This window comes from Cytobacillus mangrovibacter, from assembly GCF_042865275.1.
Lineage (GTDB): Bacteria > Bacillota > Bacilli > Bacillales > Cytobacillaceae > Cytobacillus > Cytobacillus mangrovibacter.
Map to the genome: position 1 here is coordinate 427,880 of NZ_JBIACJ010000001.1, position 23,199 is coordinate 451,078.

Here is a 23,199-nt window from a genome sequence, read left to right on the forward strand (position 1 = left end):
TCCATTAAAACTATACCATAACCAAATTTTTTATGCAAATGGAATTGCTGTCAACTCAAGGCTTCGTGCTACTTTTAGGCTTATTCCCTAAATTTTCTACCTTAGAATAGGGAAAGCTGATTTTGTTCAGGGAGAGATTCCAAACAGCCATGATTATCTAAATACTCGATAATTGTTTTCGAAAGTTTCCCCCGCTGCTGAAGATCTTCCTTTGAAAGGAATTCTCCTTCCTTTCTTGCCTTCACGATATTAATAGCCGCATTCGTTCCTAAGCCAGGAATCGCATTAAACGGCGGGATAAGCGCTCCATCATCAATGATAAATTCATTTGCACTTGAGCGGTATAGATCAACCTTTTTAAATTTAAACCCACGTTCACACATTTCAAGGGCTAGCTCCATAACTGTTAATAAGTTCTTTTCCTTATTAGAAGCATCAAGACCTTTTGCATTAATATCTTCTATTAGAACTCGAATAGCTTGTGATCCTTTTGCCATCGCATCCACATCAAAATCCTCTGCACGAACGGTAAAATAGGCTGCATAATACAGAAGTGCATGATGGACTTTAAAATAAGCAATTCGAACGGCCATTAGTACATATGCAGCGGCATGAGCCTTCGGGAACATATATTTGATTTTTTTGCATGAATCAATATACCATTCCGGCACTTCATTCTTTCTCATTTCTTCTTCCATTTCATCACTTAAGCCTTTTCCTTTACGGACCGATTCCATGATTTTGAATGCAAAGGCGGGCTCCAATCCCTGATAAATTAAATAAACCATTATATCATCACGACAGCCAATTACTTCGCTCAGCGTACATATTCTATTATGAATGAGCTCCTGAGCATTCCCAAGCCATACATCGGTACCATGTGACAGTCCAGAGATCTGCACAAGCTCCGAAAATGTTGTAGGCTTCGTGTCCTCTAACATTTGCCGAACGAATCTTGTACCGAATTCCGGAATTCCAAGTGTTCCTGTCTTACACATAATTTGCTCTTCTGTTACACCAAGTGATTCTGTTCCACTAAATATTTTCATTACTTCAGGATCATCTGTAGGGATTGTCTTTGGATCAATTCCGCTTAAATCTTGAAGCATCCGAATTACTGTTGGGTCATCATGTCCAAGAATATCAAGCTTCAATAAATTATCATGGATAGAATGGAAGTCAAAATGAGTGGTTTTCCATTCTGAATTTTTATCATCTGCTGGAAATTGTATCGGTGAGAAATCATATATATCCATATAATCAGGAACAACGATAATTCCCCCTGGATGCTGGCCAGTTGTCCTTTTTACACCTGTGCATCCTGACGCAAGACGATCGATTTCCGCTCCCCTTAATTGAAGATTGTTATCTTGCTGATAGGCTTTCACATAGCCAAAAGCTGTTTTATCTGCAACAGTTCCAATCGTTCCCGCACGATAAACATAATCTTCACCAAAAAGTTGCTTTGTGTAATTATGTGCCCGAGGCTGATATTCACCCGAGAAGTTCAAGTCGATATCAGGTACCTTATCCCCTTTAAACCCTAGGAACGTTTCAAAAGGAATATCGTGTCCATCCTTCTTATATGTCGCACCACATTCTGGACAATCCTTATCAGGCAAATCATAGCCAGAACCGACTGAACCATCATTAAAGAATTCCGAATGCTTACAGTCAGGGCAAACATAATGTGGAGGGAGCGGGTTCACTTCTGTAATTTCTGTCATTGTTGCAACAAGTGATGACCCGACAGATCCACGTGAACCAACAAGATAACCATCATTTAATGATTTTTTTACTAGCTTATGTGAGATTAAATAGATAACAGCAAATCCATGCCCAATAATACTTTTTAATTCCTTTTCCAAACGAGCTTCGACAATTTCAGGTAAATTATCACCATAAATGCTTCTAGCCATGTCATAGCTCATATTGCGCATTTCATCATCGGCGCCTTCAATTTTAGGTGTATATAAATCATCTTTTATCGGCTTAATCACATCGATCATATCGGCGATTTTATTTGTATTTTCAACAACAATTTCACGTGCCTTTTCCACACCTAAAAACTTGAAAGCATCGAGCATCTCATTCGTTGTTCGAAAATGAACATCTGGGAGCTTATGACGATTTAGCGGATTCGCCCCTCCCTGTGAATTGACAAGGATTTTTCTATAAATTTTATCATTTGGATTTAAATAATGGACATTACCAGTCGCCACAACAGGGAGACCCAATTTCTCACCAAGCTGGACAACCTTCCCAATAATATCCTCCAAAGCCTTTTCATCTCGAACTAATTCTAGCTCCAAAAGATGGGCATTTACTTCCTTCGGTTGAACTTCAATATAATCATAGAATTGCGCAGTCTCTTCTACCTCTTCAGGTGACTTCTGCATCATTCCCTCAAAAACTTCACCTTTTGCACATCCAGATCCTACTAAAAGGCCTTCACGATATTTTTCAAGCTGCGATCTTGGTATTCTTGGTACACGATAGAAATAATTCAAGTGAGAAATTGATACAAGCTTAAATAGATTTTTCAAGCCCGCTTCAGTTTGTGCAAGCAATGTACAATGATATGGTCTTGCCCGTTGATATGCATTTCCCTGACCCATATTATCATTGAATTGATCGTGATACTCGATTCCCTTTTCAGTTGCATCCTTCAACATTTTCAAAAGAAGATAACCGGTTGCTTCAGCATCATAGATTGCACGGTGATGCTGTGTAAGCTCGATATCAAATTTCTTAGCAAGTGTATTCAATCGATGATTCTTCATATCCGAATAAAGGAATCTGGCTAATTCAAGTGTATCAATGACTGGATTTGCCGCCTTGCCAAGGTCAATTTTTTTATAGCCAACATTTAAGAATCCCATATCAAAAGAAGCATTATGGGCAACTAGTATTGCGTCACCAGCCCAGTCATGGAATTTCTGTAATACTTCCTCAACTTCTGGTGCATTTTCTACAAGGTCATCAGTGATTCCAGTTAAGTTGATGGTTGTTGCAGACAGTGGGTGGTGTGGATTTGCAAACGATTCAAAGCGGTCAATTATCTCACCATCACGTATTTTCACGGCAGCAAGTTCGATAATCGTATCATATACAGCCGATAAGCCTGTTGTTTCCACGTCAAAAACAACATACGTATCCTCACTTAATAACCGGTGTGTACTGTTGTATGCAATCGGTACCCCATCGTCTACTAGATTAACCTCTACTCCATATAAAATCTTAATATCATTTTTCTTTCCCGCTCCAAATGCTTCAGGAAACGATTGAACAACTGCATGGTCTGTAACCGCAATTGCTTTATGCCCCCATTTTTTTGCTTGTCCAATAAGTGCGCTGACAGATGATACTGCATCCATTTGACTCATTGGTGTATGAAGATGTAGCTCCACACGCTTTTCATTATCAGGAGAAGTATCTTTTCTTTGAATAGGCTTTATTTCATTAATATCATTCCCGATCATGACCAGGTCGCGGACAAATGTATCATTTTGGACGCTGCCACGTACTTTTAGCCACATTCCTTTTTGAACATGCTGATATAATGCAGCATCTTCCTTGTCACGTGAGAACATTTTAACTAGGATTGAGCTTGTGTAATCCGTTATTTTAAACGTTAGCAATGTTCTTCCACTGCGCAGCTCTCGTGTTTCTGCTGAAAAAACATATCCTTCAATTGCCACTCTGCGTTCTTCATCTTCAATATCAATTAATTTTCTATAATCTGCGTCATCCTTAATCGTCAATCCGATCATGAGAGGACCTTGAAGTACGGAAGAATCAATCGATTCAGCCTCCGCTTCCTTCTTCTGCATATCGATTAAAGCCTGGAGTCCACGTTCCTGATCTTCTTTTTCCTTCGCCTCAATAAACTTCTGATACTCTTCATTAGCTGTTTCAAGTGAAACTTCCGTATCTATAACTAATGCAGGAAAACCATAGGACTCATAAACCTGACCTATCATTTCGGAGTATTTTCTTTTAATTGAGAGCCCTTCTGTTTCATTTCTAACATGAATGATAATCTTATTTCCTAGAACTTTTGGAACCTGCTCATTCAACAACTTAATAAGCGGAGGTGACATCCCTTCCATTTCTTGAATACAGTGTTTCCAGTATTCTAAAATCAATTGATCATTAACCTGCTGATTTTTCACTCGAATGGTAAAAGTCGTATTGGCTATATGCGCGAAAGTCTTTTCAAGCTGTGTCGAAAATAGGCTCAAAACACGAAATGGCAGGATTGCTTCAAATTCAAAATAAAAATGCCATTTCCTTGCCCGTTTCTCAATAACCACCTTATTAATTTCTGCCTGCTGAAAATGCTGCACAATAGCATCGTCAGTTAATTGCAGCTGTTGGAGCAAGAGTTGGAATCGCTCTTTATTGCCTAAGGCTTCCTCCATTATTCTCTCTCCCATCTATATATTTTTCTTATTTTCAAATCACTCATCGAACGACAAAGACGTTGATAATTATATCATAACATTTTTAAGGTTTTAACCTCTTCAAGGAGGATATTTCTTCTAGCAAAAAGCCTGTGAGAAATGTGTAAAGAAAATGATCCAAAAAACGGATCAAAATCTCCACACATCCCCCACAGGCAATTCAAATCTTCAAAATTATAATGTTTCTAGAATTTGAGTAATGGTTCTCACTAATTCATCCTTATGAACCTCTTGCATTTCACCTGTTTTACGCACTTTGACTTCTACAATTCCTTCTGCCGCTTTTTTCCCAATCGTTATACGAACAGGCAAACCAATTAAGTCAGAGTCAGCAAATTTCACTCCAGGTCTTTCTTGGCGGTCATCCATTAAAACATCGAAGCCATTCTGCTTAAACTGTGAATATAACTCCTCAGCCAAAGCCGCTTGATTCTCATCCTTCAAATTAATTGGGATGAGATGAATATCAAAAGGCGAAATATCCTTTGGCCAAACGAGTCCACTTTCATCATTGTACTGTTCTACAATTGCCGCCATTGTACGAGATACTCCAATACCATAACAGCCCATAATCATTGGCTGGCTTCTTCCATTTTCATCTAAATAAGTTGCACCCATTGCTTCACTATATCTAGTTCCTAATTTAAAGATATGCCCTACTTCTATTCCTTCTGCAAACAGGATAGAGCCTTTGCCATCTGGTGAAAGATCACCTTCCTGAATGAAGCGAAGATCCGCATAAGTATTAACTTTAAAATCTCGATCTGGATTTACATTTACATAATGAACATCTTCTTCGTTTGCACCACAAACCGCATTAACTAAGCCTTTAATAGCATGATCAGCAATAATTTCGACTTTTTCCACGCCAATTGGCCCAAGAGATCCGATCGTGCAGCCAAGAATATCTTTCGTTGCATCTGCTGGTGCCAGCTCGACCATTGATGCCTCAAATAAATTTTTCAACTTAATATCATTGACCTCATGGTCGCCACGAACTAAGACTAGTACATATTTATCATCAATCTTAAATAGTAAAGATTTAATGCATTGTGCCTTTGTTACGTCAAGGAACGAAGATACTTCTTCAATTGTTTTTTGATTTTCGGTATTCACCTTTTGTAATTCTCTTTGCTCTTCATTGCTCTTTTCATATGTATTTATAACAGGTGCCATTTCAATATTAGCAGCATAATTAGAAGTATCAGAATAAGCAATTGTATCTTCACCAATATCAGATAATACCATAAACTCATGTGTATCTTTTCCACCCATTGCACCGGAATCGGCAATAACTGCCCGAAAGTTTAATCCACAGCGGGTAAAAATATTTGAGTAGGCCTCATACAGACTGTCATACATCACAGCAAGGCTTTCTTGTGAAGAGTGGAAGGAATAGGCATCCTTCATGATAAACTCTCGACCGCGCAAAATTCCAAAGCGAGGGCGTTTTTCATCCCGAAACTTTGTCTGGATTTGGTATAATGCGATTGGCAATCTTTTGTAGGATTTGATTTCATCACGAACTAGGCTCGTTATCACCTCTTCATGCGTTGCTCCTAAAGCAAAATCTCGTTCATGTCGATCTTTCAGTCTCATAAGCTCTGGTCCATATGTATACCATCGACCTGACTCCTGCCATAACTCTGCAGCTTGCATTGCTGGCATTAATAATTCTACAGCTCCTGCATTATCCATTTCTTCACGCACAATTGCTTCAATTTTCCGCAAAACCTTTTGTGCTAGTGGCAAATAGCTGTATATACCACTCGCATTTTGACGAATGAACCCAGCCCTCAATAATAATTGATGGCTTGTTACATCTGCGTCAGCTGGAACTTCTCTTAAAGTAGGAATAAGTGTCATACTTTGTTTCATCGAATAGCACCTCAAATATATTATAGTCATAGTCCAAAAATAAAGGGTCAAATCCAAATGAGAATCAGACCCTTAAGAATGCTTTTTTACAAGAAAAATCGTTGGATATCGTTCCAAGTAACAACAAGCATGAGTAACATTAAAAGGGCAAAGCCAATAAAATGAACCATTCCTTCTTTATGACGATCGATTGGTTTCCCTCTCACCGCTTCAACCGCAAAGAACATTAGTCTTCCTCCGTCCAAAGCAGGAATTGGCAAGAGATTCATGATTCCAAGATTAATGCTTAGAATAGCAGCCCACTTCATTAAATAGAAGATTCCTGATTTAGCCACTGTATCTGTAGAAACATAAATACCAACAGGTCCAGAAAGTGCATCTATAGAGAATTGTCCAGTTACAAGCTTACCAAGCATCACAAATATTTCTTTTGTCCATAGATAGGTTTCTTTAGCCCCATGTGAAATGGCTTTAAAAGGTGATTTCTCCATTGGCTGATACACACCAATAATTCCAATCTTTTTACCTTCAGCCTCCTGAACTTTTGGAGTTACAGGCAATTGATATTCCTTACCATCCCGTTCAAGGGTAAATTGCAACTCCTTATCTGGACTTTTTTGGATGATTTCAACAACGTCTGACCAGCTCGATATTTCAGCACCGTTCACACTTTGAATAATATCTCCTTCTTTTAATCCAGCTTCAACTGCTGCACCATCTTTAGTTAAATCTCCTAAAACAGGAGCATTTGATGGGATACCTTGCAGTACACCAATCAAAACAAAGATAACAAAAGCAAGGACAAAGTTCATCATCGGTCCTGCAAAGATGGCCATCGTTCTTTGCCAAAGTGTCTTTGAGGCAAATTGTCTGTTATAAGGGGCGATTAATGTTTCTGTACCATTTTCCACTAGAACAGCATTTTCGCTAATCGTAAAGGACTGGAGCTTTTCCTCTTCATCCCCCTCAACAAACCCCTTAATGATCATATCATGTTCAATATCGGCATGCTCAACTTCAATTACCCTTGCATTTGGATATTTATCCTTATTAGTCAAAATCATTTTATTTACTTGGTCATTCTTATTAAACATCAAACCAACTCGATAGCCAGGCTTGATTTCAATCATTTCAGGATCTTCGCCTGCCATTCGAACAAAACCGCCGATTGGCAGAAGTCGAATCGTATAAACTGTTTCTCCCTTTTTATGAGAAAATACTTTCGGACCAAAACCGATTGCAAATTCTCGGCAAAGAATCCCAGCCCTTTTAGCAAAAACAAAATGGCCTAATTCATGAAAAAACACGAGGGCGCCAAATATAACAATAAATGCAATAACTGTACTCAAATATATAACCACCTTTTTTTAAAGAACTGAGTTTACATATTTTCTCGTTTCCAAATCAACTTCCTGAATTTCTAAGAGGCCAGGATTTGAGATATTATTGTGATTACTCAAGGCTCTTTCGATTAAATCTTCAATTTGCAAGAAAGAAGCTTTTCCATCTAAGAAGGCAGCAACGGCTGCTTCATTTGCAGCGTTTAGTACAGTAGGCATCGTTCCCCCAGCCTTTCCCGCTTCATAAGCAAACTTCAAACAGCGGAATCGATCAAGATCCATCATACTAAAATGGAGTTTTCCAATTTCAGCTAAATTCAATCGTTTGGCAGACGGAAGCTTTAGCCTATCTGGATATGTAAGTGCATATTGAATGGGGACTCTCATATCAGGTGTTCCAAGTTGAGCAATAATGCTACTATCATGGAATTCAATCATGGAATGAATAATACTTTCTTTATGCAATAACACATCAATGCGGTCATAGGCCATTGAAAATAGCCAATGGGCCTCAATGACTTCTAACCCTTTATTCATCATTGTCGCCGAATCAATCGTAATTTTGGCACCCATTGACCAATTCGGATGATTTAAAGCATCTTCAATTGTCACACTTTCTAGCTCTTCTCTTGTCCGATCTCTAAAGCTCCCACCAGATGCAGTCAAGATCAATCTTTCAATATTTTTTTCTTTTTCACCTTGCAATGCTTGGAAAATAGCAGAATGTTCACTATCAACTGGTAATAAGGAAACCTGATTTCGCTTTGCTTCTTCCATCACAAGATGACCAGCTGTTACTAATGTTTCCTTATTAGCGATCGCAATCGTCTTTTTCTCTCTAATCGCATTCAATGTTGGTGTTAGACCAATACTGCCAGACACAGCATTAACAAGGATATCCGCCCTATGATACACTGCAACCTCTGTCAAGCCCTCTTCTCCATATGTAAATGAAATATGGGGAAATTCCGCTTTAAGATCATTTGCTGCAGATTTTTCTGAAACTGATACAAGCTCAGGCTTCAAATCCCTAATAATTTTTCTCGTGAGCTCCAAATTTTTTCCTACCGACATAGCAACAAGCTTAAATTCGGAAGGATGTTCTTTTATGATATCCAAAGTCTGAGTGCCAATGGATCCAGTAGCTCCCATTAAACTAATATGTTTCATGTAAACTCAACTCCTGTTGGAAAGCACAGACATGCGTATATAGATCGCCGTTGTGATTAAACAAACAATCAAAGATGCCATGCAATAACGATGATAGATGATTATATCCGTTTAAAATAAAAAAATAAAATGGATTAAGGGCCATACAAACAATAGACTATCAAATCGATCTAATATCCCGCCATGGCCCGGCATGATTTTCCCTGAATCCTTCACATCATAATGACGCTTTAATGCAGATTCAACTAAGTCACCAATTTGTCCAAAAACAGATAAGACGCCTGTAATAATGGATAACTGAAGAAATGTTGCTCTAATATCTGTAAAGAGAAGAAATAAAATAGCAACAATAAGTGCGCAAAAAACGCCTCCTAATGAACCTTCAATCGTCTTATTCGGACTAATTTCGGGCCATAGCTTCCTTTTTCCGATGGCCCGACCAATAAAATAGGCACCCGAATCTGTTGCCCATATAATAAATAATGAGAAGAAAAGGTAAATTAAGCCTGCTTCACGCGTTTCTATAAAATAATAAAAACCTATCCCAACGTATAATGTTGCTAAGACCGAGAATGCGACATCATCAAAGGTAAACTTATTCTTTGTTGCAACTGTATAGGTTAAAAATAGAAGTACTGCTAACAATACAAACTCAATTTTTGTAAAATGGATTATTTCAAGCACATCCTGAAATTGATTTGGCAGGAGAAAAATCCACAACAACAATAATGAAATAATTCCAGGTACAGAAACAATACTAAGTTTACGCATTTTTAATAGTTCATAAAGTGCAATAGATGCCAATAGGTAGGCTAATATAACGACTGGTGTTCCTCCTAATATAATCACTGGCAGAAAAATCGCACCAAATACAATCGCTGAAATAATTCTTTGCTTCATCTAATTTTTCAACACCTTCTTTAAACTCCTCCAAAACGCCTTTGTCTGTTTTGGAAAACCTCGATTGCCTCAATTAAGTGATCCCCCTCAAAATCTGGCCAAAGTACATCCGTAAACCAAAACTCTGTGTAAGCTAACTGCCAGAGCATAAAGTTACTCAATCGAATTTCACCACTTGTTCGAATTAAGAGGTCAGGGTCACTTAACCCTTTTGTCATTAAGTAAGAAGAAAAGGTTTCTTCATTCAACTCATTTTCATTTATTATACCACTTTTGCAATCGTTTAAGACTTCCTTAATCCCTTCAATAATTTCAGTTCTGCTTCCATAGTTAAGTGCAAAGTTTAATAGTAGGCCTGTATTTTGCTTTGTATCATTTATTGCCTTTTCTATGGCAGCTTTTGTGTGGGGAGGAAGCATATTCTTATCACCCATCATTTGAACTTTAACATTCTCTTCCACCAGCTCCGGTAGAAACGAACCCAAAAATTCCTCTGGAAGCTTCATTATATAATCAACTTCCAATTTTGGCCTTTTCCAATTCTCTGTAGAGAAAGCATAAAGAGTTAACGTTTTCACACCAACTTCATTCGCCAATTTTGTTATTTTCCGAACTACCTTCATTCCTTCATGATGTCCAGCGATTCTAGGCAGAGCCCTTTTACTTGCCCATCTCCCATTGCCATCCATAATAATTGCAATATGTGAAGGAATAGGGTGCTCTTGAATTTTCAACATTCTTTCTCGGAGTTCGGAAGAGCTACTCTGATTCTTCCATCGTTTTATTTTATTTAACATAAGACTGCTCCTTTAAGATAGGTTAATCTTACCCTCCGATAAAAAAATCAACCCTATTTCTGCATGATAATATCATACCAAAAATAGAGAAAGATATCTCTATAAAAAGAATATGTATGTTTAACATAAATAAGAATATAACAAAAAGTTTGTGACATAAATTAAACTGCCATATCCACTTTTCAGAAGAAAGAGTAAAAAAACCCCCTATACTTAGAGGGTTGCTATTTCTATTTATTCTATGAATTAGTTTTATACTTCAAGTATTTCTTTTTCTTTTTCTTTTGTAACTGAATCCACTTTAACAATCTGCTCATCTGTTAGCTTCTGGATGTCATCCGAATATCCGCGCAAATCATCTTCAGTAATTTCACCATTCTTTTCAAGCTTCTTAAGATCGTCATTCGCATCACGTCGTACATTTCGAATAGCAACCTTTGCTTCTTCTGATTCTTTTTTCACAAGTTTAACAAGATCTTTTCTGCGCTCCTCTGTTAACTGAGGAATTGAAAGTCTAATAATATTACCGTCATTTGAAGGCGTTAATCCGATATCAGATTTTAAAATGGCCTTCTCAATATCACTAAGAATTGATTTATCATATGGCTGAATAACAAGTAGGCGCGCTTCTGGCACTGAGATTCCAGCTAATTGGTTCACAGGTGTAGGCGCACCATAATAATCTACCGTAATTCGATCAAGCAATGATGCATTAGCTCTACCGGCACGAATACTTGCTAATTCACGAGTATAAGCTTGAATTGCTTTTGTCATTCTTTCCTTTGCGTTTGCAATTACTTGTTTTGGCATTATTTTTTCCCCCTTACAATTGTCCCAATTGTTTCACCCATTACTGCACGATTTATATTACCTTGTTCCATGATTGAAAACACGATTAACGGAATATCATTATCCATGCATAAAGATGATGCAGTAGAATCCATGACAGCTAAGCCTTCTTTTATCACATCAAGGTAAGAGAGCTGATCATACTTTTTAGCGTTTTTGTCTACACGCGGATCAGCTGAATAAACGCCATCCACATTATTTTTTGCCATCAATATGACTTCTGCTTCAATTTCTGCCGCACGTAAAGCAGCTGTTGTGTCTGTTGAGAAATAAGGGTTTCCAGTACCGGCAGCAAAGATGACTACGCGTTTTTTCTCGAGATGACGAATGGCCTTTCTACGAATATATGGTTCAGCCACTTGTCTCATCTCAATTGAAGTTTGAACCCTTGTTTCAACACCTAACTGCTCCAGGCTATCTTGAAGAGCCAATGAGTTCATGACAGTCGCAAGCATTCCCATATAGTCTGCATTTGCTCTATCCATACCCATTTCTTCTCCGATTTTCCCACGCCAGATATTTCCACCACCCACTACAACAGCGACTTCTACACCTAATTGGGCTAAATCCTTGACCTGTGTTGCAACTGATTTAATAACAGCAGGGTTAATTCCAAAGCCTTGCTCTCCTGCTAAAGCTTCTCCACTTAACTTTAAAACAACTCGTTTATATTTTGGGCCGCTCATAAGAACCTCCATATGTAATATAGAAAAGCTAAGCACAAGTAGCACTGTAGCTAAACATTTATTGAACTTATTTAGTCTTGAAAAACAGGGAACACAAAGTGTTCCCTGAGATGATAATTTCTAGTTGTGAATTATTCTTATAAATGTATAAGCGAAAAATTATTTTTTTACTTGACTCATTACTTCTTCAGCAAAGTTGTCTTCACGCTTTTCAATACCTTCTCCTACTTCAAAGCGAGCAAACTCACGGATTTTTCCGCCTTTAGATTCAACAAATTTTCCAACCTTTTGGTCAGGGTTCTTAACGAATGCTTGATCATTAACACAAACATCTTCAAAATACTTGCTTAAACGGCCTTCTACCATTTTCGCAACGATATTTTCTGGCTTGCCTTCGTTAAGGGCTTGTTGTGTTAACACTTCACGCTCACGCTCAACCTCTTCTTGTGAAACTTCATCACGAGAAACATACTTAGGGTTAAGTGCAGCAATATGCATAGAAACGTCTTTTGCTGCATCTTCATCAGTTGTTCCTTCAAGAACAGTTAAGACGCCAATACGTCCACCCATGTGTAAGTATGCACCAAATGCGTCATTATCAGTTTTTGTTTTCACTTCAAAACGACGAAGACTTAATTTTTCTCCGATTTTCGCAATTGCAGTATTAATATGTGCTTCAACAGTAGCACCATTTCCCATTGTTTGAGCAATAGCTTCTTCAACAGAAGCAGGCTTATTAGCAAGCAAATGCTCAGCCAATTCTTTAACAAGTGTTTGGAATCCTTCGTTTTTAGAAACGAAGTCAGTTTCTGAGTTCACTTCAAGGATAACTGCTTCATTTCCTTCAACTTTAATTGTTGCTAATCCTTCAGCAGCAATGCGGTCACCTTTTTTAGCAGCTTTAGCAATCCCTTTTTCACGAAGGAAATCGATTGCTTTTTCCATATCACCGTCAGTTTCTTGAAGAGCTTTTTTACAATCCATCATACCTGCGCCTGTTTTTTCGCGTAGTTCTTTAACCATTTGTGCAGTAATTGCCATGATAAAAATCCTCCTTATAATTGGTTATGTATTTATAGCTTTACCTTTAATGTTCAGTTACAAACGGAATAATCTTTCATATTCGCTTGCTAATTTTCTTCAAAAAAAGGTGATAAAGGGTGTTCCCTGTTATCACCTTTCATATTGTTAGCCTATATTAAAAAGCTTATTTAGAATTAGATGAATATCTAGCTCCAGCACCAAGGCACTTTTCGCTTTTCAATTAAGCAGTTGTAACCTCTTCGCCTTGTTTTGCTTCAAGAATCGCATCAGCCATTTTACCTGTTAATAGTTTAACAGCGCGAATAGCATCATCGTTTGCAGGGATAACAACATCGATTTCATCAGGATCACAGTTTGTATCAACGATACCAACGATCGGAATGTTTAATTTATGTGCTTCTGCCACAGCAATACGCTCTTTACGAGGATCAATGATGAATAAAGCATCTGGAATCGCCTTCATATCTTTAATCCCGCCTAAGAATTTTTCTAAGCGATCTTGCTCTTTTTTCAATTGAACTACTTCTTTTTTAGGAAGTACTTCGAAAGTGCCGTCTTCAGACATTCTTTCGATATCCTTAAGACGAGAAATACGCTTTTGGATTGTTTCGAAGTTTGTTAATGTACCACCTAACCAACGTTGGTTAACATAGTACTGTCCTGAACGGATTGCTTCTTCTTTAACTGAATCTTGAGCTTGTTTCTTTGTTCCTACGAAAAGGATTGTACCGCCGTTACCAGCAAGTTCCTTTACGAAGTTGTAAGCTTCTTCAACCTTTTTAACTGTTTTTTGAAGGTCGATGATGTAGATACCGTTACGCTCAGTGAAAATATATTTTTTCATCTTAGGGTTCCAACGGCGTGTTTGGTGTCCAAAGTGTACACCAGCTTCAAGCAATTGCTTCATTGAAATTACTGACATGTGTGTTTCCTCCTAATGGTTTGTTTTCCTCCGCTTAGATCATTTTTAATCGGAAACTGGTATTCCAGCACCATCCGACTAAATCAATAAGCGTGTGTATTAACACCATTTGTTAATATATCATAATAATAATAGACAATCAAGATCTTTCTATTGATTTTTTTGGAATTTAAGCAAAAGCTCAATTTCAGTTTTCCCTTTATTAAGCCTTTGAGCAATTTTGTCCACGGTTTGTCCCTGCTCTTTTAAGAGCAAGATTTGGTTTATTAGTGAATCGCCCTGCAAAGTGTTCTGGTCCGATTCATTTCTTTGTTCATCTTTAGTTGGCACCTCTATTGAAGATTTAACCAAATCAGCTGGCGCTTCAACACTTGTTTCCTTAGTTGTAGCCTTTGCATATTGCTTATAAACATTCACAGCTCTATTTGCGTTAGCTTTTCCAATTTTATTATGGAGAAACGGTTCATTATCTTTCTTCACAGTATCGCTTACTTGAATAAGATCCTTTACTGAATGGTCTGCGGTGGAAGAAGTGGATCGAACTTCTAACTGTTTTACTCGGTTAATGAAATCTTCATTTTCCTCTTTCATCTGAACTAAATATGCAGAGATGACCTCTTCCATATCAGAAATCATTTTCTCTTGTTTTTTCTCCACCTGCAATAGACGATTCTGACGAAGGAACAATAAGATTATGGCTAAAAAGGCTAGAATATTTAAAAATAGACTTAATAATAATAAAAAAGTGGTCATACAATCCCTCTATCCACTAAAATCTATAATTTTCCCTTTATATGGGTGCTTTTCTTTCTTCTCTATTATGACCTCTTCTGCACTTCCATTATGTCCCTGTTGTTTACTTGAATCATGCTGATGATCCTTTTTCTCTTTTGAAAAGTTTACATTTCCCTTTTGTTCCTGCTTAATAACTGTTTTTCTTTTTACTTCATCTTCTTTTTGGGATTTTTGTGTAGTAATTTCATTCTTATGATGTCCACGCTGCTGCAATTGTTCTTGAATCTTCCCTGCTTCTACCGATCGTGGCAAGGCGACTTGCATTTCAATAGACTTTAAACTCATACACATTCACCCTTGATTATATACTTTGAAACGTAAGATTATTAGATGCTGGTGAGTCAGAGACAATCTCACCACTGGAGATATAATATCTTATATTTGAGTGTTTGTTCTGTATCTGAATAGCGTATTTTCCAAATTGTAAAGTAGTATTCGGATAAACTGATCCATAAATATAAATATAAGAATCTTCTTTGCCCCCAATTTCTAGCTGTTTCTCTAATTCATCATCGATATCCTTTAACTGCTTTAACAATTGATTTTTCGTTGCTTGTTGTTTAAGAATGAATGCTTTTTGTTCTTCAGATAATGTTCCCCTAGTTTTTCCTATCTGCAGCAACTTTTGTTCAACTAATTCTAATTTCTGGCAATTATTATTTAACTCCTTTTTTTCCTTTTGGAGCTTTTGCTCCCTTGCAATAAGTTCGGCATCTTCACCCGCTTGCAAAACCGTTTTAGTAAATAACCGATTTCCAACTTCTTTTATACGCAGGTCCTTTCCAGCAGATATCGAGCCTCCTATAATCAAAGCCTTTTCACAAAAAATCGAACCACCTGCTTGAACATGACTATGTAAGATGGAGTTTTCAACCATTAAATCTTGGCCCGCTTGAACATTTGCCTGATTTAAATAAGCAGCTTGAATATTGCCAATAGCTGTTATAGAACCTTTATGTCCCCCTGAAACACCACCAGAAATTATTATATTTCCTTCCGCGTGTACATTTGCTCCTTCAACTAATCCGAATATTTTAATATCCCCGCCTGCTTTTACTTCATAACCACTAGGAATATTCCCTCTAATAATGACATTTCCAATAAAATCAATGTTTCCTGTCTTTAAATCCAAATCTCCAGTAACTTCGTAAACTGGATTAACCGAAATCGCTTTATTTGTTAAGCTTAGCTGCCCATCAGATGTTGAATAGAATTTTGTTCCATTTAAGATTACATTTTTTCCGGGCCGGATAGTAAGTGGTTTCCCATTTTTTGCAGGTAGCATACGCCCAGTTACATCTGTGCCTGATGTCCCAGGAGTTGGTGGAATAATAGAGGCTAGAATTTGACCAGCTTTAACAGAAGGAATTTGAATTACATTTCGAAAGTTAAACTTCTTTCTTTTTTCTTCTTTTTTATTTTGAACTTCATTTAATAAATAAGCATCCATTCCATCTTTTGATGGTATCCCTTCAGCGATAATTACCGGTTCACTTATAGAGATTGAATGATTGCATAATCCTTCTAAAACCTCTTCTTTTATTCCAAAAGTTATCTTTTCCTTTTTGAGAAAATCACTTATTTCCTCATATGAAAATGAAAAGCCATCACCTGAATTTTCGATCAATTCCAGTTTTGCTGATAGTCGATTCTTTTCAAGCAAAACACGAAAGTGCTTATCCACTTGGCATCACTTCTTTCTCTTTTAGAATTCTAAAAAACTTTTTCTAAAGCATGTCGAAGCTTAAAAATGGCTTTAGAATGAATTTGTGAAATTCTAGATGTTGAAAGACTCATGACTTGCCCAATTTCTGTTAAGGTTAATTCTTCTTTATAAAATAAACTAATAACAAGCTGTTCTTTATCATTCAAATCTGAAATGAACTTAACCATTTCATTTATTAGTTCATCCTTCAAAACTTTCTCTTCTGGAATTTCTGAACCATTATCTTTAATAATAAAGGATTGTCCGTCTTTGTCATCTTGATCACTTGGCTTTTCATCTATAGAAAGGATATTAGCAAAGAAATGTTCATTCATAACCGTTTGGACCTCATCTTCGTCCATATTAACTTCGGAAGAGATCTCTTGAATTGTGGCGTTACGCATTAATTTTTGTTCAATTTTTTCAATGGCTGCTTCAATTTTTTTGGCCTTTTCTCGCGTATTGCGAGGAAGCCAATCCTCTTTGCGCAAACCATCAAGAATGGCACCGCGTATTCTGAATGAAGCATAAGTATCGAACTTCAAATCACGAGATGGTTCGAACTTTTCCAGCGCATCATATAAACCCATCATACCAAGACTTCTCAAATCATCTCTCACTACGTTTCTTGGAAGATTCACCGCAATTCGCTGTACATGATAACTTACAAGAGGTAGGTATTTTTGAACGAGAAAATTCCCCGCTTCCGCATCACGAGAAGTGACCCAGCTTTGCCAGTGGGTTTGTTCCTCCGTCATTTGTTGTGCCATGGCCATCCTCCTCAAATGATATGATACAGTTTCCTTAAGATTATAGGATCAAAATAAAAATCCTGTATATGGATAATGAGAGCCTTTACAATAAAGATTAAAAGGAAACAGCCTTTTCATTTGGAAAAAGGCTGAGCTTTTAAGTTTCATGGTTTTTCTTATAGTTCCTGTATTCCTTTGTTCACTGTTCGAATATGTAAGAGGCATGTTTGGGGATCAAATTCGATGGTTCTTCCACTATTGCCACCAACATCCTCAGCGACTATTGCAATATTTAGGGCTGCAAGCTCCTGTTTCACTGCTTCAACATTCCTTGGGCCAATTCGCATCATATCACTGCCATTAGAAAATTGAAACATTTGTGAACCACCAGCAATTTTTGCCTTCAAGGAATAAGATCGTGCTCCATTTCGAATTAACTGTGCCACAAGATCCTTTACAGCAGTATCCGCATACTTGGCGATATTTAATGTACCTGATTTAGCAAGAGAAGAATCAGGAAGCATGACATGAGCAAGTCCTGCAATTTCTCTTGCTTGATCATAAACAACTACACCCACACAAGATCCTAAACCTGATGTCCTAATCGTATTCGGCGTTTTAACTAAGTTCATATCAGCGATTCCAACTTTAATAATCTCTTTACACTCAATCATTATGAGGGACTCCTAAAGATTTGAAAATGGTTTGAAACGAATTAGGATCTGGAAGCAAAAAGAAATGACCTTTCACATATTCTTTGTTCCTATCTTCATCTTCATTCAATGCCGTATCTATAACAATCGCATAATCGCTAACATGTGACAGTTCAATTAGGCCATAGCTTATAATTGCACCAAACATATCGATACTTAATGCTGGAACAGAAGGGTATAACGATAGATTTGTAAAATCTGATAATGCAGATAAATATGATCCAGAAAGTATGTTACCAAGCTCCTGCAAAGCTGATAAGCCAATTTCATTATATGGAGGAGAGTCCAAGGAAAAGGTATCATCCCCGATCATCTCTTTAATGAAACTTGTTGCCTGTTCAAGGGGCAATACAAAAAACATACTCCCTGGTGCTTCCCCTTCAATTCTTAGAAATACACCAGCAACAGCATTTTCAGCGCCCCCAGCCATATTCATCATTTCATCGAACGAAACGATCCGTACATCAGGAACTTTCATATCAATTTTCTTGTTTAATAATTGTGAAAGTGCTGTCGCCGCATTACCTGCACCAATATTGCCGATTTCTTTTAAAATATCTAGATGCATCGATGAAATTTGCTTAATAAAATTCATATCCTTATCCTTCAAATCCTAATGTGCTAAATTGTTCGGTGTTAAGGATCATTTCTAAATCAATTAAAATCAACAATCGTTTTCCAATTTTAGCAACACCATTAATATATTCAGCTTCTTTAACCCCAACAATTTCTGGAGGAGGTTCGATAGAGCTAGCTGGAATATCAATTACATCATTTGCTAAATCTACAATAAAACCTACTTCAACATCATTAAAAATAACGATGATCACACGAGTACTATCGGTATAATTTTCTTCTTCAAGATCAAACCGGCTTCGAAGATCAATAATTGGTGTAATTACTCCACGAAGATTAATAACACCTTTAATAAACTTTTCAGTTCGGGGCACTCTTGTAATATGTTCGACTTTTTCAATTGATTGGACTTGATTTACTGGGATCGCATATTCTTTATCCTTTAATTGAAAAACAATTAATTTAATATCAGCAGCTAAGGTTTCCGTCATACTTGTTCACCCCTCTAAATTTATCTAGTAAAAAATGCCACACTAGAACGAATACTACTATTTAATTAAAGCATTACAGTCTACGATTAATGCAACCTGGCCATTACCTAAAATGGTTGCTCCAGAGATTGCAAATACATTTGTCAAATAATTTCCTAATGATTTTAGCACAACTTCCTGTTGACCAATAAAGGAGTCGACAACAAGACCCGCCATTTTGTCCCCTTTTCTCACAATAACGACAGAGTAAAACTCATCCTCTTCTTCAAGCACGGGAACTTCAAAAATATCTTTTAGGAATAAAAGCGGCACTACTTTTCCTCTGAAATCTATGACTCTTTGATTGTGCGCATTTAAAATATCTTCTTTCTTAACTATTGCTGTTTCTATAATAGAAGATAATGGAATAGCAAATTTTTCCTCTTGGATTTCAGTAAGCATAACTGAAATAATTGACAATGTCAGTGGGAGTTGAATAGAAAATACTGAGCCTTGTCCAAGTTTTGATTCAATAGATATGGTTCCACCTAATGACTCAATAGTACTCTTTACAACATCTAATCCTACTCCTCGACCAGAAACATCAGAGATTTTTTCTGCGGTAGAAAACCCTGAAGCGAGAATGAGCTCATAAACTTGGCTATCTGACATCGTTGCAGCTACTTGTTCTGTAACAATCCCTTTACTAAGTGCCTTAGCTAAAACCTTATCCCGATTAATACCGGCACCATCATCTTCAATTTCAATAAAGACATGATTACCGCTATGATATGCCTTAAGTACAACAGTACCTTCTTCACTCTTTCCATTTGCCCTTCTCACTTCAGGCGTCTCAACTCCATGGTCTAGAGCATTTCTGATTAAGTGGACAAGTGGATCACCAATTTCGTCAATTACAGTACGATCTAGCTCTGTTTCTGCACCAATAATTTCTAGATCAATTTTCTTATTTAAATCACGTGCTAATTGACGTACCATACGCGGAAAGCGATTAAAGACTGTTTCGACCGGAACCATTCGCATGTTCAGAATAATATTCTGTAAATCACCAGTTACTCTAGACATTCGTTCCACAGTTTCATGCAATTCTTGATTATTCAAGTCACGAGAGATTTGTTCTAGACGTCCGCGGTCGATAACTAATTCTTCAAATAAATTCATTAATATATCTAATCTTTCGATATTCACTCGAATCGTTTTACTGCTTGTTTGTTTAGTAGATGATGCTGATTTTTTATCTTCTTGCTTTTTTGAATCATCTTTATGCTGTATTTCTTCTTTTTCTACAAGCTTAGTATCATTAGAGAGGACTGATTCTATTTCTTCATCATATTGGCGAAGATCACTTAATGAAATCAGATTTACATCTACTTTTTCAACTTCTGAAACCTTCATTAATTTCTTTTGAATATCCTCTTTCATTTCCTTTGATACAATTGTTACTGTGAACTCATGATCAAATTGTTCTTCTTCTAATCGTTCAACTGAAGGATTAGACTTAATCACTTCTCCGATTTTCTCCAAAATTTCAAAGACCATAAAGACTCTTGCAGCCTTTAGAAGACAGTCATCTCTTAAGGCAACTGTTATCTCAAAGGTATCAAAGCCTTGTTCTTTTGATTGTTGAAGAACAGTTAATTCAAATTCATCATACTGGCTTTTTGCTGCTTGTGACGGTTCAGCAACTGCAACTGCAGCAGCAACTTCTAATTGTGCAGCAGCTTGTGCAGGGCTCTCCCCTTTTTCAATTAACAATAATTTTGCAACAACATCGGAAACGTCTCTTTTTCCATCTCCTCCATCAGCTATGGATTGTACCATTGCTTCTAGATCATCGACAGCAAGGAAAACAACATCCAGTATTTCTGGATTAAACTTAATTTTATGGTTACGAATACCATCAAGAACATTTTCCATTTGATGGGTAAGTTTGGCTAAATCTTCGTATCCCATCGTTGCAGACATCCCTTTTAATGTATGAGCTGAACGGAAAATTTCATTAACAATCTTAATATCTTCTGGATTCTTCTCCAATTCAAGAAGCTGTTCATTACATGATTGCAAATGTTCTTTACTTTCTTCAATAAATACCTCTAGATATTGATTCATATCCATTTGGCCCACACCCCTTTAGCATTAAACATATTTCAAAATTGTTTTTGCTATATTCTCAACATCTTGGACTTCGTCCACTAATTTTGTTGCAATCGCAGCTTTAGGCATTCCAAAAACTATGGATGTTGCCTGTGATTCGGCTATTGCGATAACAGAGCCATTATTCTTAAGTGCAACTAAGCCTTTTGAACCATCAGACCCCATTCCAGTCATAATAACAGCCACTTTCATATAATGCTTTATCTCACTAACTGATTCAAACAATACATCCACTGCTGGCCTATGACCATTTCTTGCTTCTGTTTGATCAAGGTTGATCACTATATTTGCTCCTATTTGTTTTGTTCTCATATGGAACCCGCCTGGTGCAATATAGGCAGTTCCCTTTTGAACAACCTCTCCATCGCTAGCTTCTTTAACAGAAATCGAGCAGAGAGTATTCAATCTCGCAGCTAATGACTTTGTAAATCCAGCAGGCATATGCTGAACAATCAGGACGCCTGCATCAAGATTAGCCGGCAACTTAGTAAGAACATTTTGAAGAGCCCTCGGTCCGCCAGTAGAAGTCCCTATACAAATAATCCTTTGAGTCGCATCATTTCGTTTATTTGGATGAATTTTCAATAAAGGAGATGCTTCCTTTAGTTCTATTTTACTATAATTATTATCCTGTGTAGTAGATAAATATTTATCTGTTGCTAATTCAACTAGTTGTTTTCTATTTACCTTACTCGCTGAAATAACTTTACGAATTAAATCTTCCTTGATTTTATGTAAATCAAGCGATATAGCCCCTGAAGGTTTCGCAATAAAATCGATTGCACCATATTGGATAGCTGCAATCGTATTCTCTGTCCCTTCTTTCGTTGTACTTGAAAGCATCACGACTGGAACAGGATGCTGCTTCATAATGATTTTCAATGCCTCCATCCCATTTAAGACGGGCATTTCAACATCCATCGTAATTACATCTGGTTTTAATTCCTTTAGCTTTTTTATTCCATCTTCGCCATTTCTTGCTGTGCCGACCACATTGATTTGTGGATCTTCAGACAGAAAATCCATAATTAGTTTTCTCATAAAGGCCGAATCATCCACTACCAGCACATTAATTTTTTTCATGCTGATCCCTACCTTTCAAAGAGAAATTGCTTAAGTTTTGAAACAAAATGTAGAGTTGTATTTGATGAAGGTTTCGAAGAAAAATGTCTTCGTATATACCTTTCAGTAATCTCCTTCAATGATTTCGAAGCCGCTGCTTTTTCATTATATAAAATAAATGGAATTTGCCTTCTTACCGCTTGCTGTATTACACGATCGTCTGGGACCATTCCTAGACAAGCAGAATCTCTTCCAAGGAAACTTTTTAACACTTTCGAAAGACGTGAAAATGTCTGTTGTCCTTCCTTATCTGATTGAACCCTATTAATCACAAGGTAAAAAGGGATAGTAGAATCCATTAAATGTATATGTTTCATAATAGCATATGCATCCGTCATTGCCGTAGGTTCTGGGGTAGTAATTACAACGATTTCTTGAACAGAGAGGATAAACTTTAATGTCCCATCCGTTATACCAGCACCCATATCAAAAATGACATAATCATATTCTTTTAACAATCCAGATAACTCTTGTATAAACTTGTCCGCAAGCTCCGCATCCAGCCCGACTAAATGTGACAGACCCGATCCACCAGCAATATACTGGAGCCCTTCTGGTCCATTAATAATTGCATCTTTTAAAGAGATAGTTCCCTCAAAAAAGTCCACGATTGAATACTCTGATGTATTCCCCATTAGAATATCAAGGTTCCCCATTCCCATATCCATATCAAATAGAAGCACTTTATTGCCTTTTTGTGCCAGTGAAATGGAAAAGCTAAGGGAAAAGTTTGACTTCCCAACGCCACCTTTACCACTAACAACAGCTAAAGTTTTCGGGGTCTTGCTCTCTTCGGAAACTTTAAGTTTTAATCTTAATTCTTCAGCTTGATCTTTCAT

General features: G+C 37.1%; 20 protein-coding genes. All 20 read right to left on the reverse strand.

Features of this window, described 5'->3' with window-relative positions; all coding sequences use genetic code 11:
• Positions 1–101 precede the first annotated feature (101 nt).
• The 20 genes from ACFYKT_RS02115 to ACFYKT_RS02210 all read right to left on the reverse strand — a co-directional run bounded on the left by ACFYKT_RS02115 (position 102) and on the right by ACFYKT_RS02210 (position 23,199).
• Positions 102–4,424: a PolC-type DNA polymerase III gene (locus tag ACFYKT_RS02115; RefSeq protein WP_389214726.1), complete on the reverse strand. Its 4,323-nt coding sequence runs from the start codon at positions 4,422–4,424 to the stop codon at positions 102–104.
• Between the two features lie 216 nt (positions 4,425–4,640).
• On the reverse strand, positions 4,641–6,344 hold the full coding sequence (locus ACFYKT_RS02120; protein WP_389214729.1) for a proline--tRNA ligase: 1,704 nt from the start codon (positions 6,342–6,344) through the stop codon (positions 4,641–4,643).
• A gap of 86 nt (positions 6,345–6,430) precedes the next feature.
• Positions 6,431–7,693 (reverse strand): RIP metalloprotease RseP, encoded by a 1,263-nt coding sequence (gene rseP / locus ACFYKT_RS02125; protein ID WP_389214732.1) that lies wholly within the window; start codon positions 7,691–7,693, stop codon positions 6,431–6,433.
• Positions 7,694–7,711: 18 nt separating this feature from the next.
• On the reverse strand, positions 7,712–8,854 hold the full coding sequence (gene dxr, locus ACFYKT_RS02130; RefSeq protein ID WP_389214735.1) for a 1-deoxy-D-xylulose-5-phosphate reductoisomerase: 1,143 nt from the start codon (positions 8,852–8,854) through the stop codon (positions 7,712–7,714).
• Between the two features lie 111 nt (positions 8,855–8,965).
• The gene (locus ACFYKT_RS02135) at positions 8,966–9,754 is read right to left on the reverse strand and encodes a phosphatidate cytidylyltransferase (RefSeq protein WP_389214738.1); all 789 of its coding nucleotides are present in this window, start codon (positions 9,752–9,754) and stop codon (positions 8,966–8,968) included.
• Between the two features lie 20 nt (positions 9,755–9,774).
• The gene (locus tag ACFYKT_RS02140; RefSeq protein WP_389214741.1) at positions 9,775–10,551 is read right to left on the reverse strand and encodes an isoprenyl transferase; all 777 of its coding nucleotides are present in this window, start codon (positions 10,549–10,551) and stop codon (positions 9,775–9,777) included.
• Between the two features lie 252 nt (positions 10,552–10,803).
• Entirely contained in the window at positions 10,804–11,361 is a 558-nt protein-coding gene (gene frr, locus ACFYKT_RS02145) for a ribosome recycling factor (RefSeq protein ID WP_389214743.1), read from the reverse strand.
• Positions 11,361–12,086, reverse strand: coding sequence for a UMP kinase (gene pyrH, locus ACFYKT_RS02150; RefSeq protein ID WP_389214746.1), 726 nt, complete (start codon positions 12,084–12,086; stop codon positions 11,361–11,363). Before pyrH ends, frr begins: the two co-directional genes overlap by 1 nt.
• Positions 12,087–12,245: 159 nt before the next feature.
• Positions 12,246–13,127 (reverse strand): translation elongation factor Ts, encoded by an 882-nt coding sequence (gene tsf, locus ACFYKT_RS02155; protein ID WP_389214748.1) that lies wholly within the window; start codon positions 13,125–13,127, stop codon positions 12,246–12,248.
• A 223-nt stretch (positions 13,128–13,350) separates the two neighbouring features.
• Positions 13,351–14,052, reverse strand: coding sequence for a 30S ribosomal protein S2 (gene rpsB, locus ACFYKT_RS02160; RefSeq protein WP_389214751.1), 702 nt, complete (start codon positions 14,050–14,052; stop codon positions 13,351–13,353).
• A 150-nt stretch (positions 14,053–14,202) separates the two neighbouring features.
• Positions 14,203–14,805, reverse strand: coding sequence for a hypothetical protein (locus ACFYKT_RS02165; protein WP_389214753.1), 603 nt, complete (start codon positions 14,803–14,805; stop codon positions 14,203–14,205).
• Positions 14,806–14,814: 9 nt separating this feature from the next.
• On the reverse strand, positions 14,815–15,132 hold the full coding sequence (locus tag ACFYKT_RS02170) for a hypothetical protein (protein WP_389214756.1): 318 nt from the start codon (positions 15,130–15,132) through the stop codon (positions 14,815–14,817).
• A 16-nt stretch (positions 15,133–15,148) separates the two neighbouring features.
• Positions 15,149–16,531 carry a DUF342 domain-containing protein gene (locus tag ACFYKT_RS02175; protein ID WP_389214759.1) on the reverse strand — a complete coding sequence of 461 codons (1,383 nt, stop codon included), beginning with the start codon at positions 16,529–16,531 and terminating at the stop codon, positions 15,149–15,151.
• Between the two features lie 29 nt (positions 16,532–16,560).
• A complete protein-coding gene (locus tag ACFYKT_RS02180; protein ID WP_389214762.1) occupies positions 16,561–17,322 on the reverse strand; it encodes a FliA/WhiG family RNA polymerase sigma factor in 762 nt (253 codons plus the stop codon).
• A 158-nt stretch (positions 17,323–17,480) separates the two neighbouring features.
• Complete coding sequence (locus ACFYKT_RS02185) at positions 17,481–17,978, reverse strand: chemotaxis protein CheD (RefSeq protein WP_389214765.1); 498 nt, start codon at positions 17,976–17,978, stop codon at positions 17,481–17,483.
• Complete coding sequence (locus tag ACFYKT_RS02190) at positions 17,971–18,612, reverse strand: chemotaxis protein CheC (RefSeq protein ID WP_389214768.1); 642 nt, start codon at positions 18,610–18,612, stop codon at positions 17,971–17,973. Before ACFYKT_RS02190 ends, ACFYKT_RS02185 begins: the two co-directional genes overlap by 8 nt.
• A 4-nt stretch (positions 18,613–18,616) precedes the next feature.
• Complete coding sequence (locus tag ACFYKT_RS02195) at positions 18,617–19,084, reverse strand: chemotaxis protein CheW (protein ID WP_389214771.1); 468 nt, start codon at positions 19,082–19,084, stop codon at positions 18,617–18,619.
• 57 nt (positions 19,085–19,141) lie between these two features.
• Positions 19,142–21,199, reverse strand: coding sequence for a chemotaxis protein CheA (locus ACFYKT_RS02200; protein ID WP_389214774.1), 2,058 nt, complete (start codon positions 21,197–21,199; stop codon positions 19,142–19,144).
• 21 nt (positions 21,200–21,220) lie between these two features.
• Positions 21,221–22,321, reverse strand: a complete 1,101-nt coding sequence (locus ACFYKT_RS02205) for a protein-glutamate methylesterase/protein-glutamine glutaminase (protein WP_389214777.1) — start codon at positions 22,319–22,321, stop codon at positions 21,221–21,223.
• An 8-nt stretch (positions 22,322–22,329) separates the two neighbouring features.
• The gene (locus ACFYKT_RS02210) at positions 22,330–23,199 is read right to left on the reverse strand and encodes a MinD/ParA family protein (protein ID WP_389214780.1); all 870 of its coding nucleotides are present in this window, start codon (positions 23,197–23,199) and stop codon (positions 22,330–22,332) included.